The sequence below is a fragment of the Arhodomonas sp. SL1 genome (assembly GCF_052060015.1).
GTDB lineage: Bacteria > Pseudomonadota > Gammaproteobacteria > Nitrococcales > Nitrococcaceae > Arhodomonas.
Genome location: NZ_JBPODZ010000002.1, coordinates 20,648 through 39,725, shown reverse-complemented (window position 1 = coordinate 39,725; position 19,078 = coordinate 20,648). Strand labels below are relative to the sequence as shown.

Here is a 19,078-nt window from a genome sequence, read left to right as displayed (position 1 = left end):
GGGGCGTCGTCGTTGGAGGGTGTGGTTGCGGGGTGCGAAAATGCTCATGGTGGATCAGTTCCTGCGCGTCGCCGATGAGCTCGGCTGGGATGTCCGGATGCAGATCGAGAAGCTGGAGGCCTTTGCCGGCCTGTGCGGCGCGAGCGCGCGCCTGGAGGAGTATCTCGAGCAGCGGGACCTGATCGGTTCGGCCCGCTACGACCTCAAGCGTGTCCGCGACGTCATGCTGGATTTCGTCACCATCCTCGGCAACCACGGGGCCATGAATCATTTCCTTCGGCGTGAGCTGACTCTCGCCGCCGAGGCCCGGGCGGCGGCCGAGGCCGCTGCCCGGGATGCCCCGGCGGTCGCGCAGGCGCCCGCGACCGCGCCGGCCGGCCGGGGGTGGTTGCGTCGCTGGTTCGGGCGAGGGCGTCCGGCGGCATGAGCGAGCCGCGCATCGGCATCCTGGTGTGCGATGACCTGGAGGAGGGCCTCCAGACCCGCTGGCCGAGCTACGGGGCCCTGTTCCACGCCCTGTTCACTGGTGCCGGCACGCTCGCGGAATGGCGCTTCCACGTCGGGGAGCGGCCGGCATCGGTGGCCGACGCCGATGTCTGGGTGATCACCGGCTCCCGGGCCGATGCCTTCGCCGACACCCCCTGGGTGGCGGAGCTGCGGGAGTTCACCGCCCGCGCCCACCGTGCGGGGGTGCGCCTGGCGGGCATCTGTTTCGGTCATCAGATCATCCATGCGGCCCTGGGCGGGGAGGTCGGCCGAGCCCCCGGGGGCTGGGGCCTCGGCATCTACCCGGTGGCCGCCGAACGGGCCTTTGCCGGCTGGTCGCCCGGGGATCCGTTGGCCCTGCTTTCCGTACACCAGGATCAGGTCCTGACACCGGCGCCGGGGCTCGTCCGGCTGGCCGGCGGTGCGTTTTGCCCCAACTACCTCTTTGCGGGTCCCGGCGTGGTCACCGTCCAGGGGCATCCCGAGTTCGATCACGATTTCTTCTCCGCGCTGCTGCCCCGGGTCTCGGAGAAGGCGGGGGATGTCGCGGCGCGCCAGGGCCGCCAGGCGCTCTCGGCGGTCCATCACCACGATGCCTTCGCGAGCCTGCTGCGGGAATTCGCCCGCGGTTGTGAGATCCCGGCGAAGGAGGCCTCCTGAGCGGCGCCGGCGTGGCGCGGGCGGACGCCGTGGGGTCGGCGGTGGATGCCGTCTACCGGCGCTACCGCCGCGTGGTGGGGGACTGGGACGCCTTCCGCGCCAGCCTGGAGCGGCCGCTGGCCCCCACCGTCTGGCCACACCCGTGCCGCATCTCCCGGGCGGCCCTGAGCGCGCTGCTGGCGGAGCAGGGCATAGAGGCGAGCCCGTTGCCATGGCACCCCTCTGCGCTGGCCCTGCCCGCCGGTACCGGCACCGGTGGCCACTGGGGCTTCTATGCCGGCCTGTATCAGTCCCAGGAGGCGGTGGCCATGGTGCCGGTGATGCTACTGGACCCGCGGCCGGGGGAGCGCGTCCTGGACCTGTGCGCGGCCCCGGGGAACAAGACCGCCCAGATCGCCCTCGCCATGGCCAACCGGGGCACGGTGCACGCCAACGAGGCCCAGCGCGGCCGCCTCTCCGCCCTGCAGGCCACCATCAAGCGCCTGGGCCTGATGAATGTGACCGTCACCCTGGGGCCGGGCCAGGACCTGGCGCTGGCCAATGGGCCCTTCGACCGGGTGCTGGTGGATGCCCCCTGCAGTGGCGAGGGCATCTGGCGCAAGCTCGTCGGCGATGCCCCGCGGCGGGGCTTCCATGTTGCCGACGAGGGCATGCGTGCGCGCTTGGTCCGCCGCCAGCGTCAGCTCTTGGAGCGCGCGGTACGGCTCACCCGCCGCGGCGGGCGCATCGTCTACGCCACCTGTACCCTGGCCCCCGAGGAGAACGAGGCGGTGGTGGACGCGGTACTCCGCGCCCGCCCCGGGGAGCTCCGGGTGCGGCCCGCGGCGCTGGACGGTTTTTCCGCATCGGCGGGGCTCACGGACTGGGAGGGGGTGCGGTTCGATCCCTCGGTGGCGGGCTGCCTCCGCGTCTGGCCCCACCAGAACGACACCGGCGGGTTCTTCGTGGCCGTCCTGGAGAAGGTCGATGGGGCGTCACCGGAGGGGGACCTGCGATCCCCGCCGCAGGCCGATGCCGACGCGCTGGAGGCGTTGGCGCATGCCTATGGGGTGCCCGCCGCGGCCTTCGAGGGCCTCACCGCGGTGATGGGTGGCGGGCGCTACCTCTATGCGGCCAGCGCCGATCATCGCGTACCTCCTGGCATTGCCCCCCAGACCACGGGTTTGCCGGTGCTCGGGTTGCAGGCGCGGCCGCCGAAACCCACCACCGCCTTCGCCCTGGAGTGGGGGCCGCGGGCCAGCGCCAACCTCCTGGACGTGGATGCCGACGAGCGCGAGCGCTATGTCCGCCGGGAGCCGCTGTACCGCCTCCGGGGGTCCGAACCGCAGGGGCCGTATGCCATTATCCGCCATGGGGGATACGGTCTCGGCATGGCCCGGGTACGGGGGCGCCAGCGCGACGGTACCATGGCCTATGCCAGCCTCTATCCCAAGGCATGGATTACCGGCTGACCGCCCGCGAAACCCCGCAAAACAAGGAGCAACGCGATGCGCGTATGGCAGATCACCGAACCCGGCGGCCCGGAGGTGCTGCGCCTCGACGAGCGTCCCGACCCCGTCCCCGGGCCTGGCCAGTTGGTGGTGCGGGTGCGCGCCACCGGGGTCAATCGCGCCGATACGATTCAGCGCATGGGGCATTACCCGGCGCCGCCCGGCGCCGTGGCCGACGTGCCCGGCCTGGAATACGTGGGCGAGGTGGAGTCCCTCGGCGCGGGCTGTGTCCTGCGTGCCGCCGGGGACCGGGTCATGGGCCTGGTCGGCGGCGGCGCCTATGCCGAGCGGCTTTTGGTCAACGAGCGTGAGACCCTGGCCGTGCCGCCGCACCTGGACGACACCGCTGCGGCGGCCGTGCCCGAGGCCTTCCTCACCGCCTGGCGTGCGGTGGCCCTGGAGGGCGAGCTGCCCCGCGGCGGGTGGTGCATCATTCGTGGCGCGACCTCGGGGATCGGCACCGCCGCCACCCAGGTGGTACGGGCACTGGGGGCGCGCAGCCTCGGCACCGGCCGCGGGCAGTCCCGGCTGGAGGCGGCCGCGGGCCACGGCCTGGACGCGATGTTCGTCGATGACGGCAGCGCCACGCTGGCGGACGCCGTGGCGGCAGCCAGCGACGGCAGGGGGGCCGATGTGGTGCTGGATCTCATTGGCGGAGACGGCCTGCCCGAAGCGCTGAAGGCCCTGCGCCCCGAGGGGCGGCTGGTGCTGGTGGGGTTGATGGCCGGGCGCAAGGCGGAGCTCAATCTAGGCGCCGTGCTCATGAACCGGCTCACGGTGCGCGGCATGACCATGCGCAGCCTGCCGCTGGAGCGGCGCATCGCCCTGGCCCGGCGATTCGAGGGGGAGATCCTCCCGTTGTTCGCCGAGGGCGTGCTGGCGCCCGTGCTGGACCGGGAGATTCCCTTCGACGAGGCGCCGGAGGCCCATCGCCTGATGGAGTCCGGTACGCACCTCGGCAAGCTGGTCATCCGCCAGTAGTGCCGTCGTCCCGTCCGGATTCGGTGATGGTGGCGGCGCGGTGGCGCAGGTGCTCGAGTACGCGCATGGTCGCCCGGATCTCGTCCTCGTCGAGGCCGGCGACCAGCTCGCCGCGAAGCTCCGCGGCCACGCTCATGATGTGGTCCAGGGTGCGGTGGGCCTTGGCGGTGAGGTAGATGCGGTTGCGCCGGCGGTCGTCGGCGCAGGGGCGACGCTCGATCCACCCGTCCGCGGCGAGACGGTCGAGCAGGCGCACCACGGTGGGCGGCTCGATGCCGGTGCGCGCCGCGAGCTCGCGCTGGGTCAGTCCCTCGCCGCCGTGGAAGATGTTCACCAGGGTGCGCCACTTCGCCTGGCTGAGCCCCAGGGGCTGGAGGCGCACGTCCAGGGCCTGGCGCCATTGCTGGGCGGTCTCCGCGAGCATAATGCCGAGGCCGTCGGTGAGATTGGGGTCCGGCTGTGGGGGTCGGGTCATGGGGCGGCCCTGTGCTCGTGCATTCGGACCATGATATCAGTCGGGCAGGGTCCTGTTCCGCACCGCGCTGGCGAGGCCGCCGAGGGCCGGCAGCGCGGTCTTGACCCGCCATACCGGGATGGCAGCGAGATAGCCGTGCAGTCGCCCCTTGGCCCGGAAACGGCCACGGAAGCGCACCTCGTCGAACAGATCGCCGAGCGCCGGGACGACGCCACCGGTGAGATAGATGCCGCCGCGGGTGCCGGCGGTGAGTGCCAGGTCGCCTGCCGCGGCTGCGAGTATCTCGGTGAACCGGGCCACGCACTCGAGGGCCCGGGCCTCGCCCCGGCGTGCCGCGGCGGTGATCGCCTCCGGATCCGTGGCGCCCCCGGGGGCGCCGTCGAGGGCGGCGAGGGTGTCGTAGAGGGTGACGAGGCCGGGACCGGAGACGACGCGCTCGTGGCTGCAGTGGCCGAAGCGCGCCCGGATCCGGGCGGCGATGGCGTCCTCCCGCGGGTTTGCCGGCGCGAAGCTGGTGTGCCCGCCTTCCGTGGCGATGGCGTGCCAGCCACCGGCGCAGGGCACGAGCAGGGAGACCCCCAGGCCCGTGCCGGGGCCGATGACCCCGATCGGCGCCCCCTCAGCAGGCGTTGCCGCTGCCACCGGTTGGACATCCCCCCCGTCCAGGCCGGGTACCGCCAGGGCCTGGGCGACGAAATCGTTGACCACGCGGAGCTCCTCGAGCCCGAGGGTCTCGCGCAGCGCGCGGATGGAAAAACGCCAGGGGCCGTTCGCCATCTCCACCGCATCCCCGGTCACCGGTGCGGCGATGGCGCAGAGGGCGTGGCTCGGGCGGTCGGCCGGTGGCAGCCCCCGGAGGTAATGGCGGATCGCCGCCGCCGGGTCCGCGTATTCGGTGGTCCGAAGGCACGCCACGACCCGTGGCCCCGCCCCCTCCGGCTCGGCCAGGGCGAATCGGGAGTGGGTGCCGCCGATATCGGCGATCAGCCAGGGGGATGCGGGCATACTGTTAGGGGCTCGGCGGCCGGTGCTCCGCCGATTGTAGCCCGGCGGGCTGTCATCCGGGGAAGGCGGACACCGGTGATGCGCCGGTGATAGGCTCGCGCGAGCGTTTGTCAGGACACAGCATGGGGGAATCGGAGATGCAAGGACCGGGCAAGGGGGTATTCCGACTGGCGGCCATCGGGTTGTTCGCCGGGGTGTTAGGGGGCTGCGCCAGTGTCGCGCCGCCACCAGAGGCGGAGCAGGAGGCGCCGCCGGGGGTGGTCCCCGCCATCGAGACCCTTTGGTCGGAGCCGGAACGCGGCTGGGTCCGCCGGGTCGCTGCCGAGGCCGAAGGCGGTGACTATCGCCACCCGGTACAGCTCGATGCTCAGTGGCTGCGCCAGGCGCTGTACGACATCAAGCTGCGGGAGCAGGAACGCGAGGACCGCACCGTGCGCCTGTTCGATGCCGCCGATCTGGATCTGCTGGTCCCCGGACTCGTGCGGGGCCTGGCCGAGGCGGGGCCGGAGGAGGCCGTGGCGATCGCCGTGGCCGGCCGGCGTGGGGGCTTTACCTTCTTCGACCCGGTGCGCCTGACCACGGTCCGGGCCTTCGTCGACGAGCGGGGGCTGAACCTGTTGTTCGGCGCGCTGGACGAGCCGCTCCCGCAGGGCGAGACCGCGGCCTATCTGGAACGGGCACCGGTGGGTACCCGCGAGGGGGTGCTGATCGAGGGCAACCGCGTCTGGAGCCGGGGCTGGGGCTCTTCGACACCACGGGAGGACTGGGTGGTGTTGCCGGTGGAGACGGCAGACGGTGCGCTGCCGGAACTGCCCCAAGCGCGACGCGGAGCGGAAGATAGCGAGGCGGCAGACACGCGGGAGCCAACTAGCGAAGGAACGCAGGCTGGTGGTAGTGCCGTGCCCGTCACCATCCGCGAGCGTCTGGAACGGCTCGAGGACCTGCATGACGACGGGCTGATCACCGACGAGGAGTACGAGGCCAAGCGCGCGGAGATCCTCGAGGAGCTTTGAGCGCCGCAAATTTAATGTGTACCAAAACGGTCCGTTTTGCGTTAGAATCCGGACTGCGATGATACGGATTAACCGAGAAACCGATTACGGCATCGGCATCCTCTCGATGCTGGCCCGCGACGCCGGCGCCCGCGTGACGGCGTCGACACTCGCCGAGCGTCGTGGGCTGCCGCAGCCGATGGTGAGCAAGATCCTCAAGCACCTTGCCCGTGCGGGGATCCTGGTCTCCTATCGGGGCGCCAAGGGGGGCTACGGGCTGGCCCGCGACCCCGACGAGATCACGGTGGCCGAGATCATCGCTGCGCTGGAGGGGCCCATCGCCCTGACCGAGTGCGTGGAGGAGGGCGTGGAGGCCTGCCAGTACAGCAGCTACTGCACCGTCAGCGGCAACTGGGGGCGGATCAACCGGGTGGTGCAGGAGGCGCTCGCGCGCATCACCCTGGCCGAGATGAGCGCGCCGGAGCCCGGGATCGACGGGCACGGCGGCCATGAAGAATTTCCCATGGAGTTTTCCGGAGTCCGCTATGTCAGCGACGTCTAAGACCCTGGAAGAAGTGACCTCCCGCGGCTACGAGGCGGGCTTCATCACCGACATCGAGCAGGAGTCCGCGCCGCCGGGCCTGAATGAGGAGATCATCCGCTTCATCTCCGCGAAGAAGGAGGAGCCGGAGTGGATGCTCGAGTGGCGCCTGGAGGCGTTCCGGCAGTGGCAGCAGATGCCGGAGCCGGACTGGGCGAAGGTCAACTTCCCGCCCATCGACTTCCAGTCCATCTCCTACTACGCCGCCCCCAAGGAGCGGCCGGGTAGCCTGGACGAGGTGGATCCGAAGCTGCTGGAGACCTACGAGAAGCTGGGCATCCCCATGCACGAGCGCGAGATGCTCGCCGGCGTGGCGGTGGACGCGGTCTTCGACTCGGTCTCCGTGGCCACCACCTACAAGGACAAGCTCGCCGAGCAGGGGATCGTGTTCTGCTCCATGTCCGAGGCCATCCGCGAGCACCCGGAGCTGGTGCGGAAGTACCTCGGTACCGTGGTGCCCCAGGGGGATAACTTCTTCGCGGCGCTCAATTCCGCGGTGTTCTCCGATGGCTCCTTCGTGTTCATCCCCAAGGGGGTGAAATGCCCCATGGAGCTGTCCACCTACTTCCGCATGAATGCCGGTCACACCGGGCAGTTCGAGCGCACCCTCATCGTCGCCGAGGAGGGCGCCTCGGTGTCCTATCTCGAGGGCTGTACTGCGCCCATGCGTGACGAGAACCAGCTGCATGCCGCGGTGGTGGAGCTGGTCGCCCTCGACGAGGCCCACATCAAGTACTCCACGGTCCAGAACTGGTATCCGGGCGACGAGAACGGCGTCGGCGGGATCTACAACTTCGTCACCAAGCGCGGGCTGTGCGCCGGGGACAACTCCAAGATCTCCTGGACCCAGGTGGAGACCGGCTCCTCGATCACCTGGAAGTACCCGAGCTGCGTGCTGAAGGGCGACAATTCGGTGGGCGAGTTCTACTCGGTGGCCGTGACCCGCCACCGCCAGCAGGCGGACACGGGCACCAAGATGATCCACATGGGGAAGAACACCCGCAGCACCATCGTCGCCAAGGGCATCTCCGCCGGCCATGGCCAGCAGAGCTACCGCGGCCTGGTGCGGATCACGCCCAAGGCGGAGGGGGCGCGCAACTACTCCCAGTGCGACTCCATGCTGATGAGCGACACCTGCGGGGCGCACACCTTCCCCTATATCGATGTGCAGAACCCCACCGCCCAGGTGGAGCACGAGGCCACCACCTCGAAGATCAGCGAGGAGCAGGTGTTCTACTGCAACCAGCGCGGCATCGACACCGAGGACGCCGTGTCGCTGATCGTCAATGGCTTCTGCAAGGATGTCTTCCGCACCCTGCCCATGGAGTTCGCGGTGGAGGCGCAGAAGCTCCTTGAGGTGACCCTGGAGGACAGCGTGGGCTGAGGCCCGCGTTTATGGACAACCGCGGCAGCGCCCCGGGCAGAGCGCGCGCCGCAGAGACCCGCAAGATTCGCTGGAGGCCGGAAATGGCACTGCTGGAGATCCGCAACCTGCACGCCTCGGTGGACGGCACCGAGATCCTCAAGGGCATCGACCTGGCCATGGAGCCGGGGCAGGTGCACGCCATCATGGGCCCGAACGGTTCGGGCAAGAGCACGCTCTCCAAGGTCCTCGCCGGCGACGAGCGCTACGAGGTGACCGCCGGCGAGGTGTTCTACCAGGGCCGCAACCTGCTGGAGCTCGCCCCCGAGGAGCGGGCCCGGGAGGGGGTGTTCCTCGGGTTTCAGTACCCCGTGGAGATCCCCGGGGTGTCCAACACCTACTTCCTCAAGGCCGCGCTCAACGCCATCCGCAAGCACCGCGGCCAGGAGGAGCTCGACGCCATGGAGTTTCTGCAGCTGATCCGCGAGCGGGCGAAGACGGTGAAGCTGGATGACTCCCTGCTGCAGCGCCCGGTCAACGAGGGGTTCTCCGGCGGCGAGAAGAAGCGCAACGAGATCTTCCAGCTGGCAGTGCTCGAGCCCACCCTGGCCATCCTCGATGAGACCGACTCGGGCCTGGACATCGACGCCCTGCGCACGGTCGCCGACGGCGTCAACGCCATGCGCGACGACGCGCGCGGTTTCCTGGTCATCACCCACTATCAGCGCCTGCTCAATCACATCGTCCCGGACGTGGTCCACGTCCTGGTCGACGGCCGGATCGTGAAGACCGGCGGCAAGGAGCTCGCCGAGGAGCTGGAGCGCTCCGGTTACGCGATGTTCGACGAGCAGGCGGCGTAAGGGGGTCCCCATGGAGGCAGTGGCCGAAACCCAGAGCATCTACCGCCAGGCCTTCGAGGCCGGCGGCCCCGGCGGGCCGCAATGGCTGGCATCGCTGCGCCGGCGCGCGATGGAGGCCTTCGAGGCCCGGGGGCTGCCCGGGCCGAAGGAAGAGAGCTGGCGCAAGACGCCCCTGGCGCCGCTCACCGGCCAGGGTTTTCCCGTGGCCGAAGGCGGTGGCGTGGTGGACGAGGCGTTGGCCCGGGAGTCCGCCGCCATCGGCGATGCCCCGCGGCTGGTGTTCGTCGACGGCGTCTTCGACGCGGCGCTCTCGGTGGTGGGCAGCCCGGCGCAGGGGCTGACCGTCGCCCCGCTCTCGGAGTTCGAGGGGGAGCGGCCCACGGGGCCGGGTGAGCAGCTTGGCGCCCAGGCGCCCATCGAGGTGCACCCCTTCGCCGCGCTGAACACCGCGTTCTTCCGTGACGGAGCCTTCATCCATGTGGCCCGCGGGGCGGTGATCGAGGAGCCCGTCGTCGTGGTCCACGTTACCACGGCGGAGGCCGACGGCCGGGCCGTGTATCCGCGGGTGCTGGTGCACGCCGAGGCCACCGCGGAGCTTTCCCTGGTGGAGCGCTATATCGGCGCTGATGGCGTCAACGCCCTGGAGGCCCCGGTCACCGAGGTGGTGGCCGAGCAGGGGGCGGGGGTGAGCTGCCACCGGTTGCAGGAGTGCGGTGACGCCACCCTCCACGTCGGCACCATGAACCTCCGCCTAGCGCGGGACGCCCGGGTGGCGATGCATGCCTTTTCCACCGGCGGCCGGCTGGCGCGTACCGATGTCTACGCCGACATCGATGGCCCCGGCGCCGAGGCCACGCTCAACGGCCTGTATCTCACTGAGGGCCGGCAGTTCTGCGACTTCCATACCTGGATGAACCATAACAGCGAGCACGGCAGCAGCCGGCAGCTGTTCAAGGGCGTCCTACAGGGGCGCTCGGAGACGGTCTTCGACGGGCTGGTCAAGGTGGCCGAGGGGGCGCAGAAGACCGATGCCCAGCAACAGAACCGCAACCTCCTGCTGGACAAGCTGGCGCTGGCCCACTCCAATCCGCGCCTGGAGATCTACGCCGACGACGTCAAGTGCGCCCACGGCTCGACGGTGGGCGAGCTCGACGACGAGGCCCTGTTCTATCTCCGCTCCCGCGGCATCGGGCCGAAGGACGCCGAGTCCATGCTGGTGCTCGCCTACGCCAGCGAGATGCTCCAGCCGGTGCGGTTGACTGGGGTGCGGGACCACGTCCGCGGCCGGCTGCTGGATCGCCTGCCCGGCGACGAGACCGTGAGGAGCGTGATATGAGCAGCGTGGAACCGGTCAAGGACACGACCCGGTCGGTGGCCGAGCACCGCGGCGACTTCCCCATCCTCGCCCGGCCCATGAACGACCGCCCCCTGGCGTTCCTGGACAGCGCGGCCAGCGCCCAGAAGCCGGAGTGCGTGATTGAGGCGGAGGCCCGCTGCTATCGGGAGTACTACGCCAACATCCACCGTGGCGTCTACCAGCTCTCCCAGCGCTCCACGGATGCCTATGAGCGGGCCCGGGGCAAGGTCGCGGAACTGCTCAACGCGCCGGACGCTCGGGAAGTGGTCTTCGTGCGCGGCACCACCGAGGCGATCAATCTGGTGGCCTGGAGCTTCGTGCGCCCGCGGCTGGGGCCCGGGGATGAAATCCTCATCACCGGCATGGAGCACCACTCCAACATCGTGCCCTGGCAGCTCGTCTGCGAGGAGACCGGGGCGAAGCTCGTGGTATCGCCGGTCACCGACGACGGCGAGGTGGACCTGGAGGACTTCCGCGCCCGGCTCGGCCCGCGGACCAAGTTCGCCAGCGTCGTCCACGTCTCCAATGCGCTGGGCACCATTAACCCGGTGGCGGAGATGGTGGCGGCGGCGCAGGCCGCGGACGTGCCCACCCTGGTGGACGGCGCCCAGGCGGTGCCCCACGGTGGCGCCGACGTCCAGGCCATCGGCTGCGATTTCTACTGCTTTTCGGGCCACAAGCTCTACGGGCCGTCGGGCATCGGCGCGCTGTGGGGGCGCTACGAGCTGCTTCGCCATATGCGCCCCTACCAGGGCGGCGGCGAGATGATCCGCTACGTGACCTTCGAGAAGTCGGCCTTCGCCGCGCCGCCGCAGCGCTTCGAGGCGGGTACGCCGAACATCGCCGGCGCCATCGGCCTGGGGGTGGCGGTGGACTACGTGCGCGCTATCGGCCTGGAGCGCATCGGCGCCCACGAGGGCGAGCTCCTGGAGTACGCCACCGCGCGCCTACGCGAGATCGACGGGCTGCGTATCATCGGCAACGCCCGGGAGAAGGCCGGGGTGATCTCCTTCGTCCTCGACGGCGTCCATCCCCATGATATCGGCACCATCCTCGATCAGGAGGGGGTGGCCATTCGTGCTGGCCATCACTGCGCCCAGCCGGTGATGGACCGCTTCGGCGTGCCGGCGACGGTGCGAGCGTCCTTCGGGCTGTACAATACCCGGGAAGACGTGGACGCCCTCGTCAACGCCCTGTACCGAGTCAAGGAGTTCTTTGGCTGAATGTCTGAGCTGCGCGATCTCTACCAGGAGGTCATCCTCGACCACAACAAGCATCCCCGGAACTTCCACGCCGTGGAGCCCCACTCCCACGAGGCCGACGGCTACAACCCCTTGTGCGGCGACCGGGTGCACCTGGAGCTGCAGGTCAACGACGAGGGGGTGATCGAGGAGGTCGGGTTCCAGGGCGATGGCTGCGCGATCTCCACCGCCTCGGCATCCATCATGACCGAGGCGCTGAAGGGCAAGACCGTGGAGGAGGCGCGGGCGCTGTTCGAGCGCTTCCGGCAGCTGGTCACCGAGGACGATGCCATGCCCGATCCGGACATGGGCAAGGTCGCCGTGCTCGCGGGGGTGCGCGAGTTCCCCATGCGCGTGAAGTGCGCCACGCTGGCCTGGCATACCTTCGACGCCGCCATCCGTGAGGAAGGGGAATTCACGGCGGAGTGACCTTTTGGCGCCGGGCGCGGGACCCGGTCCGCGGAGGCGCTGTGAATACATCCGTGTATGCTCGACGGCGGCCATCCCTGGCCGCCGACGCTCCGCGGACCGGGTCCCGCGCCCGGCGCCCGTACCCGGCGCCCGCACCCCGTCCCGGGATGCGCAACCGCCGGTCCTGCTCGGAAACGGGGAAGTTGAGAAATGTCTGAAGCGGCGACGCGCATCGAGGGTCCGGAGGCGCTCTGCGAGGGCATCGTGGAGGCGCTCAAGTGCGTGTTCGACCCGGAGATCCCCGTCGACATCTACCAGCTCGGGCTGATCTACGAGATCCACGCAGACGAGGACGGTTTCGTCGACGTCCTGATGACGTTGACCACGCCCGCCTGTCCCGTGGCCGGCCAGATGCCGGGCATGGTCAAGGCGGCGGTGGAGCAGGTGGACGGCGTGGTGGCCGCCGAGGTGGAGCTCACCTGGGAACCCGCCTGGAGCCAGGAGCGCATGTCTGAGGCGGCGCGCCTGCAGCTCGGGTTCTTCTGACGCCGTACCCCTTCCTTCACCAGCGCATACCGAAATAACAAGTTCATCTTAATAGCAACTTGTATAAACCGATTCGGCATATCAGCATTGGGATAATCCACGTTCATTCCGGAGGTTCCCATGAATACAGGCCGTTTCGGCAGGTTTCTGACGTTCGCATTACTCCTGCCCGCCGGGGTGGCCATGGCCGGAGGGGTGCCGCCCTTGGTGGACAGCGACTGGCTCGCCGAACGCCACGGCGATGCGGATATCGCCGTCCTCGACGTGCGCAGCCCCATCGATGAGGGCGATGCGGTGGCGTTCACCGAGGGGCACATCCCGGGCTCCGTGGATGCCGGTTATACCGAGCGCGCATGGCGGGTAGAGGACGACGGCGTTGTGGGCATGTTGCCCCCCGTCGGCGAGCTGGAGTCCCTGGTGGGTCGGCTCGGTGTCGACAACGACGATACCGTCGTGGTGGTTCCCGCGGGTACTGGCCCGACGGACTTCGGCAGTGCTGCCCGGGTCTACTGGACCTTCCGGGTCCTGGGCCACGACCGGGTGACCATCCTCAATGGCGGCTACCATGGTTGGGTCGAGGCCGGTCATGAGGTGGCTACCGGGGAAGTCGCCCCGAAGCCGGTGGAGTTCGAGGCGGACTTCCGCGAGGAGATGGTCGTATCCAGCGCTGACGTCGAGAACGCGGAGGCGCGCGGGCTGCAGCTCATCGATGCCCGCCCCGCGGCCTTCTTCGAGGGTGAGGAGAAGCACCCCGCAGCGCGGGTTGCCGGCACCATCCCGGATTCCGTGAACGTCGAGCACCAAGCCTTCCTCTCGGGCGGCGAGGTCTGGCGTTTCGACGCCTCCGCCGTGGACCCGGTGCTCTCCGGGGTCGAGCTCGACGGCGACCGTCGGCCGGTGAGCTTCTGCAATACGGGCCACTGGGCCTCGACCACCTGGTTCGCCCTCTCCGAGATCGGTGGCCACCATGACGTCGCCCTCTACGACGGCTCCATGGTGGAGTGGACGGCGGCGGAGAACCGCCCGGTGCAGGTGGCCAAGCAGGGGCTCGCCAAGATCCTGGACTTCTTCGGGGGCTGATATGGCGAGCGTGAACCCGACGGTCACGGCCTCCGCGGCGCTCGCCGCGGAGGAGCCCCGTCGTGTGGATGGTTTCATCACCGGCACGGCGCTCACCGGGTTGACCCTGCTCGCCGCCTTGGTGTGGCTGGAGGCGCCGCTGGATCGGGTCTGGTTGCTGCTGATCGGCGCCGGCCTCGGCGTGGCCCTCTACCACGCCGCCTTCGGCTTTACCGCGGGCTGGCGCAACCTGGTGGTCAACCGCCGTAGTGCCGGGTTGCGCGCGCAGATGCTGCTGCTCGCCATCGCCTCGGTGCTGTTCATCCCCGTGCTCGGCATGGCCGAGCAGTGGGGGGTCGGTGGCATCAGCGGTACCCTGGCCCCTGTCGGAGTCTCTCTGGTGGTGGGGTCGTTCCTGTTCGGCTTCGGCATGCAGCTCGGCGGGGGCTGTGGCTCCGGGACACTGTTCACCGTGGGCGCGGGGAATATCCGCATGGTGATCACCCTGATCGCGTTCATCGCCGGCTCGGTGGTGGGCACCATGCACCTTCCCTGGTGGCTGGAGCAGCCGGGCATCGATCCCGTGAACCTCATCGCGGGGCTCGGTATCGGCGGGGCCTTGGTGCTGCAGCTGGCCGCCCTGGCCGGACTGGCATGGTGGTTCGCGCGGGTGGAGCGCCGCCACCACGGCAGCCTCGACCAGCCCCTGTGGCGCCGCCCGGATGGCGGCTGGCTGACCACGCTGGTCAAGGGGGGCTGGCCCTTGCTCTGGGGGGCGGTGGCCCTGGCGGTGCTCAATCTCGCGACCCTGCTGATCTCCGGTTACCCTTGGGGCATCACCTTCGCCTTCGGCCTGTGGGGCGCGAAGTTCCTTCAGGCACTGGGCGTGGACATGGCCCGGTGGGAGTTCTGGACCTGGGACTACCCGGCGCTGGCGCTCAAGGACAGCGTGCTGGTCAATGTGGTCTCGGTGATGGACTTCGGCCTACTCCTTGGGGCCATGCTGGCGGCGGGCCTTGCCGGCCGTTTCAACCGGGCGAGCCGCAGGCCCCTTACGCGTGGCCCGCTTGCCTCCGCCGTTATTGGTGGCCTGGCGATGGGCTACGGGGCGCGCCTCGGTTTCGGCTGCAACATCGGCGCCATGTTCAGCGGCATCGCCTCGGCGAGCCTCCATGGTTGGATCTGGTTCGCCTGCGCCTTCGCCGGTTCCCTGCTCGGGATCCGCCTGCGACCGCGTTTCGGGCTGGAGAACTGATCATGGCGGCGGTGAGGGACTACAGCCGCTGGCGGGTGATCGTCGTGCTCCTCGCCGTTTTCGGCGCCATCCTCTTCGACCACGTCAACTCCGCCACCTTCGCGCTCAACAGCGGTCAGGGCGGCGTGGAGACCAGCTATTCCCAGCTCGACGAGAGCGCCTGCGCCCCTTGCGGGGCACCGTGCCCCTCCGGGCGCGAGGAGCATTGAGCGCACGCTGATGGCGTCGCGTGGTGGCCATCAGTGCTATCCTTTCCCCTGAGGTCCGGTGCCTCCGAGGCGGCACCATTGCGGGGGGTCCCTGATGCATTTTGCCTGGCTGCGCGGCGTGTTGCTGCTGATCGGCGTGGCGATCGCCGCCAGCGGCGCGGCGTATGGGATGCCGCCGGCGGATGCCCCCTGCAGCGACTGGTCTGCGCTCGGGGAAGCGTCACTTCCGCCGGAGGTCGTCGGTGACGCGGCGTGCGGGGTATCCCATCCGCAGAGCTGTGCCCACTGTTCGGCCGTCGTCATGCCGATGCCGGGCCCGCAGGCCTCGACGGCATCGCGCCCCGCCTCACCACCCGAGTCCCGGGCTGCGCCCCGGTTCCTCGCCGAGCCTCCCTATCGCCCGCCGGATAGCCGTCCCGACGTCTAAGGCGAACGACGACCTTTCCGGTAATGGGAGCAATTACATGAAGTACGTTCTGATCGCGGCCGCGGTGGCCGTTATAGGTATTGCGGCGCTGCCGCTGTATGGCTCGGGGGAAGGCCGCCCGGGCATCAAGGTGTACAAGACCGCTACCTGCGGCTGCTGCGAGGCCTGGGTCGGGCACCTGGAGGCCGAGGGCTTCCGGGTGGATGCAGAGGATGTGGCGCAGGCGGAGCTTTACGGCATCAAACAGCAGGCGGGTGTCACCCGGGAGACCGCTTCCTGCCACACTGCCTTTATCGACGGCCATGTCATCGAGGGGCATGTGCCGGCCTCGGATATCCGTCGCTTCGTCGCCGAGGCACGGGACGGGGCGGCCGGTCTGGCGGTCCCGGGTATGCCCCTGGGTTCCCCGGGCATGGAGATGGGGGGACGCCGTGATGCCTATGAGGTCCTGACCCTGGGCGAGGGTGGTGGAACGACGGTATTCAGTCGCTACGCCGGGGAATGAGGATGAGGGAAAAGCGAAAGGAGGGCGCCATGAAACAGTCTATGCGTTCGATGATGACGGGCCTGGCCCTGGTGGTCGGGGTGGGTTTCGCCGGCAGTGCCGCCGCCTGGGACTGCCCCTACGCGACCGGGCTCGGTGGCCCCGGCACCTTCGGTCCCGGGGCGATGATGGGGCCGGGGGCCATGATGGGTCCCGGTGCGATGGGACACGGCCATATGATGGGCGGAGGGGCTATGGGGCCCGGCATGATGGGACCCGGGATGATGCACCCCGGGGGGATGATGGGCCCCGGGGCGATGGGTCCAGGCATGATGGGGCCCGGGATGGGGAACCCCGGCGGCTACGGCCCGGATCTCTCCGCGGAGCAGCGTGAGAAGCTGCGTGAGCTTCGGCAGGAGCAGCGTTCCGCCCAGTTCCGGCGCATGGAGGAGGCGGCCCGGCTGCAAGACGAGCTAGGGTTGGAGATGGCCGCCGACGATCCCGATCCGGACCGCATTCGGGAGCTCCATCGCCAGCTCGGCGAGCTCCGGGGCGAGCAGGCCGCCGAGGGGGCGCGTATGCACCGGCGCTACCGGGAGATGCTCACCGACGAGCAGCGTCGCCGCTGGGAATCCGGCCAGCAGAGGCGCTCGCCACAGGGCGGCGGCGGGATGATGCGCCAGCAGTGAGCCTGGACCGGGGGACGGCCGCCGTCCCCCGGTCTCTCCCGGTCAGCCCGCGGAGGCCACGAGCTCCGCGGCGTCGTAGTCATCCACCGCTATCACCCTGAGGCGGGCGGTACGGGCCGCGCGTATCCGTTCCGCCTCGTCGCCATCCAGCAGACCTGCGGCGACCGCCACCTCCACTTCGTCCTCGTCCCACCGAACGGAAAGCTCGCCGCGGCGAACCGCGCGACGCAGGCGCTGCTCGATGGGTGCGGCCTCGATGGTGAGGCGCAGGGCATGCTCCACCGCGCCGGTGGGGTCCTCCCGGTCATCACTGATATGGATACCGGCGAGGAGCCGGTCCCGGCTTGCGCCGGGCTCCATGAGGGTGCGGGCCACCTGCGCACCGAGGGCGTCCGACGGTCCCCGCCGGTGCCGTCCCAGCGGAAAGACCAGGGCCCGCAGCAGCACCGCCAGTGGCCTTGACGGGAAGTTGCCGAGCACGGTGTCCAGCCGCTCCTGGAGGGTGAAGAGCGCCTCCTCCAGCACCCAGCGCAGAAGCGGAAGATCCGCTTCCGGACAGGCGTCGTCCTCGTAGCGCTTGAGGGCGGCGGAGGCGAGGTACAGGCAGGAGAGCATGTCCCCGAGGCGCGCCGAGATCCGTTCGCGACGCTTGAGCCCGCCGCCCAACGTGAGCATGGCGGCATCGGCGGTGAGGGCGAAGGCGGCGGCGTAGCGTGAGAGCTGTCGGTAGTAGGCGCGGGCCTGCGCCGCGGCGGAGGCGGGTGCGGCGGCGAGGCGCCCCCCGCTCAGTCCCAGCAGCAGCGAGCGCAGGGCATTGGAGGCCCCGAAGCCCGCGTGGGCCACCACCAGCGCGTCGAATTCCGCGCGTCCGGCCTCCCGATCGGGGTTGGCGGTTGCCAGGATCTCCCGGAGCACGTAGGGGTGGCAGCGGATCGCCCCCTGGCCGAAGATCATCATGTTGCGGGTGAGGATGTTGCTCCCCTCCACGGTGATGGCGATGGGCGAGGTCTGCCACAGGCGTCCGAGGTAATTCCGTGGGCCCAGGCAGATGCCCTTGCCGCCGTGGATGTCCATGGCGTCGGTAATGGACTGCCGGGCCCGTTCGGTGAGGTGGTACTTCACGATGGCCGAGACCACCGCCGGCTCCTCGCCGGCGTCGATGGCGGAGGCGGTGAGCACCCGGGCGGCATCGGTGACGTAGGCGTTGCCGGCGATCCGGGCCAGCGCCTCCTGCACGCCCTCGAACTCACCGATGGGCACGCCGAACTGCTCGCGCACCCGCGCATAGCCGCCGGTGGTCCAGGCGGTAAACTTGCTTTGGGCGGTGCCGGCGGACGGCAGGCTGATGGAGCGGCCCACGGACAGGCAGTTCATCAGCATCCGCCAGCCGTCGCCGAGGCGCTCGCGGCCGCCGATGATCCAGTCCAGGGGGACGAATACGTCCCGGCCCCGGGTCGGGCCGTTCATGAACGCGGAGTTCAGCGGGAAGTGACGCCGGCCGGTTTCCACCCCCGGGGTGTCGGTGGGGATCAGGGCCAGGGTGATGCCGAGGGATTCCTCGTCGCCGAGCAGGTGGTCGGGGTCGTGGGCCTTGAAGGCGAGGCCCAGGACCGTGGCCACCGGCGCCAGGGTGATATAGCGCTTGTCCCAGTTCACTCGCAGCCCGAGCACCCGCTCGCCTTGGTGCTCGCCGTAGCAGACCACCCCGGTGTCCGGGATGGCGCCGGCATCGGAGCCCGCGGTGGGGGCGGTCAGCGCGAAACAGGGGACCTCCTCGCCATGCGCGAGCCGGGGGAGATAGTGGTCCTTCTGGGCATCGGTGCCGTAGCGCATCAGCAGCTCCGCCGGCCCCAGGGAATTGGGGACCATCACCGTGGAGCCCAGGTCGGCGCTGCGGCTGGCGAGCTTCATGGTCACCGCCGAGTGGGCGAGCGCCGAGAAGCCCTTGCCGCCGTATTCCCGTGGGATGATCAGCCCGAAGAACCCCTGTTCGCGGATGTACCGCCACGCCTCGGGGGGAAGGTCGAGGCGCTCATGGGTGATCTCCCAGTCGCTGACCATGCGGCAGAGGGTCTCGCAGGGGCCGTCGAGGAAGACCCGCTCCTCCTCAGTGAGGCGGGGGCCGGGGTGGGCCAGCAGCTCGTCCCAGTCCGGGCGGCCGGTGAACAGCGCCGCGTCCCACCAGACGGTCCCCGCGTCCAGGGCGGCGCGCTCGGTCTCCGAGATCTCTGGCATGACGCCGCGGAACCACTCGAAGAGTCGGTCGGTGAGCAGGCGCCGGCGCAGCCCCGGCAGGTTCAGGGGGACGGCGACGGCGAGGAGCACCACCCACAGCAGGGCATCCCAGATCGCGGCATGGTCCCCCGCCACGCTGAAGGCGAGCAGCCAGGCGGTGACCGTGGCGGTATTGATCCACAGCGGATAGCGCCGGAAGCCGAGGACGGCGATGACGGCGAGCAGGGTCAGCAACCAGAATACGGCGTCCAC

20 protein-coding genes are annotated in these 19,078 nt (G+C 69.9%); 17 read left to right on the top strand and 3 right to left on the bottom strand.

Annotated features, from left to right (window positions below; all coding sequences use genetic code 11):
• Window positions 1–25: 25 nt before the first annotated feature.
• Genes ACQ754_RS03985 through ACQ754_RS03970 form a run of 4 tightly spaced genes read left to right on the top strand, consistent with a single transcriptional unit; the run spans window position 26 to window position 3,617 of the window.
• Complete coding sequence (locus ACQ754_RS03985; RefSeq protein ID WP_440995700.1) at window positions 26–427, top strand: hypothetical protein; 402 nt, start codon at window positions 26–28, stop codon at window positions 425–427.
• Window positions 424–1,146, top strand: a complete 723-nt coding sequence (locus ACQ754_RS03980) for a hypothetical protein (protein ID WP_440995699.1) — start codon at window positions 424–426, stop codon at window positions 1,144–1,146. The genes ACQ754_RS03985 and ACQ754_RS03980 overlap by 4 nt, the downstream gene beginning before the upstream one ends.
• 11 nt (window positions 1,147–1,157) lie before the next feature.
• Entirely contained in the window at window positions 1,158–2,597 is a 1,440-nt protein-coding gene (locus tag ACQ754_RS03975; RefSeq protein ID WP_440995698.1) for an RsmB/NOP family class I SAM-dependent RNA methyltransferase, read from the top strand.
• Window positions 2,598–2,633: 36 nt separating this feature from the next.
• On the top strand, window positions 2,634–3,617 hold the full coding sequence (locus ACQ754_RS03970) for an NAD(P)H-quinone oxidoreductase (RefSeq protein WP_440995697.1): 984 nt from the start codon (window positions 2,634–2,636) through the stop codon (window positions 3,615–3,617).
• Here the strand turns inward: ACQ754_RS03970 and ACQ754_RS03965 are convergent.
• Entirely contained in the window at window positions 3,604–4,092 is a 489-nt protein-coding gene (locus tag ACQ754_RS03965) for a MarR family winged helix-turn-helix transcriptional regulator (protein WP_440995696.1), read from the bottom strand. The genes ACQ754_RS03970 and ACQ754_RS03965 overlap by 14 nt on opposite strands.
• 36 nt (window positions 4,093–4,128) lie before the next feature.
• The gene (gene glk, locus ACQ754_RS03960) at window positions 4,129–5,097 is read right to left on the bottom strand and encodes a glucokinase (RefSeq protein ID WP_440995695.1); all 969 of its coding nucleotides are present in this window, start codon (window positions 5,095–5,097) and stop codon (window positions 4,129–4,131) included.
• A 122-nt stretch (window positions 5,098–5,219) separates the two neighbouring features.
• Here glk and ACQ754_RS03955 point away from each other — a divergent pair, with 122 nt between their 5' ends.
• From ACQ754_RS03955 to ACQ754_RS03895, 13 genes are all read left to right on the top strand, one after another.
• The gene (locus ACQ754_RS03955) at window positions 5,220–6,110 is read left to right on the top strand and encodes an SHOCT domain-containing protein (protein WP_440995694.1); all 891 of its coding nucleotides are present in this window, start codon (window positions 5,220–5,222) and stop codon (window positions 6,108–6,110) included.
• A 58-nt stretch (window positions 6,111–6,168) separates the two neighbouring features.
• Window positions 6,169–6,651, top strand: a complete 483-nt coding sequence (locus ACQ754_RS03950) for an SUF system Fe-S cluster assembly regulator (protein WP_440995693.1) — start codon at window positions 6,169–6,171, stop codon at window positions 6,649–6,651.
• Window positions 6,635–8,074 carry a Fe-S cluster assembly protein SufB gene (sufB, locus tag ACQ754_RS03945; RefSeq protein ID WP_440995692.1) on the top strand — a complete coding sequence of 480 codons (1,440 nt, stop codon included), beginning with the start codon at window positions 6,635–6,637 and terminating at the stop codon, window positions 8,072–8,074. The genes ACQ754_RS03950 and sufB overlap by 17 nt, the downstream gene beginning before the upstream one ends.
• 83 nt (window positions 8,075–8,157) lie before the next feature.
• On the top strand, window positions 8,158–8,913 hold the full coding sequence (sufC, locus tag ACQ754_RS03940) for a Fe-S cluster assembly ATPase SufC (protein ID WP_440995691.1): 756 nt from the start codon (window positions 8,158–8,160) through the stop codon (window positions 8,911–8,913).
• Between the two features lie 10 nt (window positions 8,914–8,923).
• Window positions 8,924–10,249, top strand: a complete 1,326-nt coding sequence (sufD, locus tag ACQ754_RS03935) for a Fe-S cluster assembly protein SufD (protein ID WP_440995690.1) — start codon at window positions 8,924–8,926, stop codon at window positions 10,247–10,249.
• Complete coding sequence (locus ACQ754_RS03930; protein ID WP_440995689.1) at window positions 10,246–11,493, top strand: cysteine desulfurase; 1,248 nt, start codon at window positions 10,246–10,248, stop codon at window positions 11,491–11,493. The genes sufD and ACQ754_RS03930 overlap by 4 nt, the downstream gene beginning before the upstream one ends.
• Window positions 11,494–11,940 carry a Fe-S cluster assembly sulfur transfer protein SufU gene (gene sufU, locus ACQ754_RS03925; RefSeq protein ID WP_440995688.1) on the top strand — a complete coding sequence of 149 codons (447 nt, stop codon included), beginning with the start codon at window positions 11,494–11,496 and terminating at the stop codon, window positions 11,938–11,940.
• Window positions 11,941–12,132: 192 nt separating this feature from the next.
• The gene (locus ACQ754_RS03920) at window positions 12,133–12,468 is read left to right on the top strand and encodes an SUF system Fe-S cluster assembly protein (RefSeq protein WP_440995687.1); all 336 of its coding nucleotides are present in this window, start codon (window positions 12,133–12,135) and stop codon (window positions 12,466–12,468) included.
• Window positions 12,469–12,588: 120 nt separating this feature from the next.
• A complete protein-coding gene (locus ACQ754_RS03915) occupies window positions 12,589–13,548 on the top strand; it encodes a sulfurtransferase (protein WP_440995686.1) in 960 nt (319 codons plus the stop codon).
• A gap of 1 nt (window position 13,549) precedes the next feature.
• Window positions 13,550–14,782, top strand: coding sequence for a YeeE/YedE family protein (locus ACQ754_RS03910; protein ID WP_440995685.1), 1,233 nt, complete (start codon window positions 13,550–13,552; stop codon window positions 14,780–14,782).
• 2 nt (window positions 14,783–14,784) lie between these two features.
• Window positions 14,785–14,991, top strand: a complete 207-nt coding sequence (locus tag ACQ754_RS03905; protein ID WP_440995684.1) for a hypothetical protein — start codon at window positions 14,785–14,787, stop codon at window positions 14,989–14,991.
• Window positions 14,992–15,455: 464 nt separating this feature from the next.
• Complete coding sequence (locus ACQ754_RS03900; protein WP_440995683.1) at window positions 15,456–15,923, top strand: DUF411 domain-containing protein; 468 nt, start codon at window positions 15,456–15,458, stop codon at window positions 15,921–15,923.
• Window positions 15,924–15,952: 29 nt separating this feature from the next.
• Window positions 15,953–16,591: a Spy/CpxP family protein refolding chaperone gene (locus ACQ754_RS03895; protein WP_440995682.1), complete on the top strand. Its 639-nt coding sequence runs from the start codon at window positions 15,953–15,955 to the stop codon at window positions 16,589–16,591.
• Between the two features lie 42 nt (window positions 16,592–16,633).
• Here the strand turns inward: ACQ754_RS03895 and ACQ754_RS03890 are convergent, their stop codons facing one another.
• Window positions 16,634–19,078: an acyl-CoA dehydrogenase gene (locus ACQ754_RS03890; RefSeq protein ID WP_440995681.1), complete on the bottom strand. Its 2,445-nt coding sequence runs from the start codon at window positions 19,076–19,078 to the stop codon at window positions 16,634–16,636.

Bases quoted from the DNA above. Each gene is read 5' to 3' on its own strand.
- ACQ754_RS03980 (WP_440995699.1), top strand. From the start codon at position 424: ATGAGCGAGCCGCGCATCGGCATCCTGGTGTGCGATGACCTGGAGGAG.
- ACQ754_RS03970 (WP_440995697.1), top strand. From the start codon at position 2,634: ATGCGCGTATGGCAGATCACCGAACCCGGCGGCCCGGAGGTGCTGCGC.
- ACQ754_RS03965 (WP_440995696.1), bottom strand. From the start codon at position 4,092: ATGACCCGACCCCCACAGCCGGACCCCAATCTCACCGACGGCCTCGGC.
- glk (WP_440995695.1), bottom strand. From the start codon at position 5,097: ATGCCCGCATCCCCCTGGCTGATCGCCGATATCGGCGGCACCCACTCC.
- ACQ754_RS03955 (WP_440995694.1), top strand. From the start codon at position 5,220: ATGGGGGAATCGGAGATGCAAGGACCGGGCAAGGGGGTATTCCGACTG.
- ACQ754_RS03950 (WP_440995693.1), top strand. From the start codon at position 6,169: ATGATACGGATTAACCGAGAAACCGATTACGGCATCGGCATCCTCTCG.
- sufB (WP_440995692.1), top strand. From the start codon at position 6,635: ATGTCAGCGACGTCTAAGACCCTGGAAGAAGTGACCTCCCGCGGCTAC.
- sufC (WP_440995691.1), top strand. From the start codon at position 8,158: ATGGCACTGCTGGAGATCCGCAACCTGCACGCCTCGGTGGACGGCACC.
- sufD (WP_440995690.1), top strand. From the start codon at position 8,924: ATGGAGGCAGTGGCCGAAACCCAGAGCATCTACCGCCAGGCCTTCGAG.
- ACQ754_RS03930 (WP_440995689.1), top strand. From the start codon at position 10,246: ATGAGCAGCGTGGAACCGGTCAAGGACACGACCCGGTCGGTGGCCGAG.
- sufU (WP_440995688.1), top strand. From the start codon at position 11,494: ATGTCTGAGCTGCGCGATCTCTACCAGGAGGTCATCCTCGACCACAAC.
- ACQ754_RS03920 (WP_440995687.1), top strand. From the start codon at position 12,133: ATGTCTGAAGCGGCGACGCGCATCGAGGGTCCGGAGGCGCTCTGCGAG.
- ACQ754_RS03915 (WP_440995686.1), top strand. From the start codon at position 12,589: ATGAATACAGGCCGTTTCGGCAGGTTTCTGACGTTCGCATTACTCCTG.
- ACQ754_RS03910 (WP_440995685.1), top strand. From the start codon at position 13,550: ATGGCGAGCGTGAACCCGACGGTCACGGCCTCCGCGGCGCTCGCCGCG.
- ACQ754_RS03905 (WP_440995684.1), top strand. From the start codon at position 14,785: ATGGCGGCGGTGAGGGACTACAGCCGCTGGCGGGTGATCGTCGTGCTC.
- ACQ754_RS03900 (WP_440995683.1), top strand. From the start codon at position 15,456: ATGAAGTACGTTCTGATCGCGGCCGCGGTGGCCGTTATAGGTATTGCG.
- ACQ754_RS03895 (WP_440995682.1), top strand. From the start codon at position 15,953: ATGAAACAGTCTATGCGTTCGATGATGACGGGCCTGGCCCTGGTGGTC.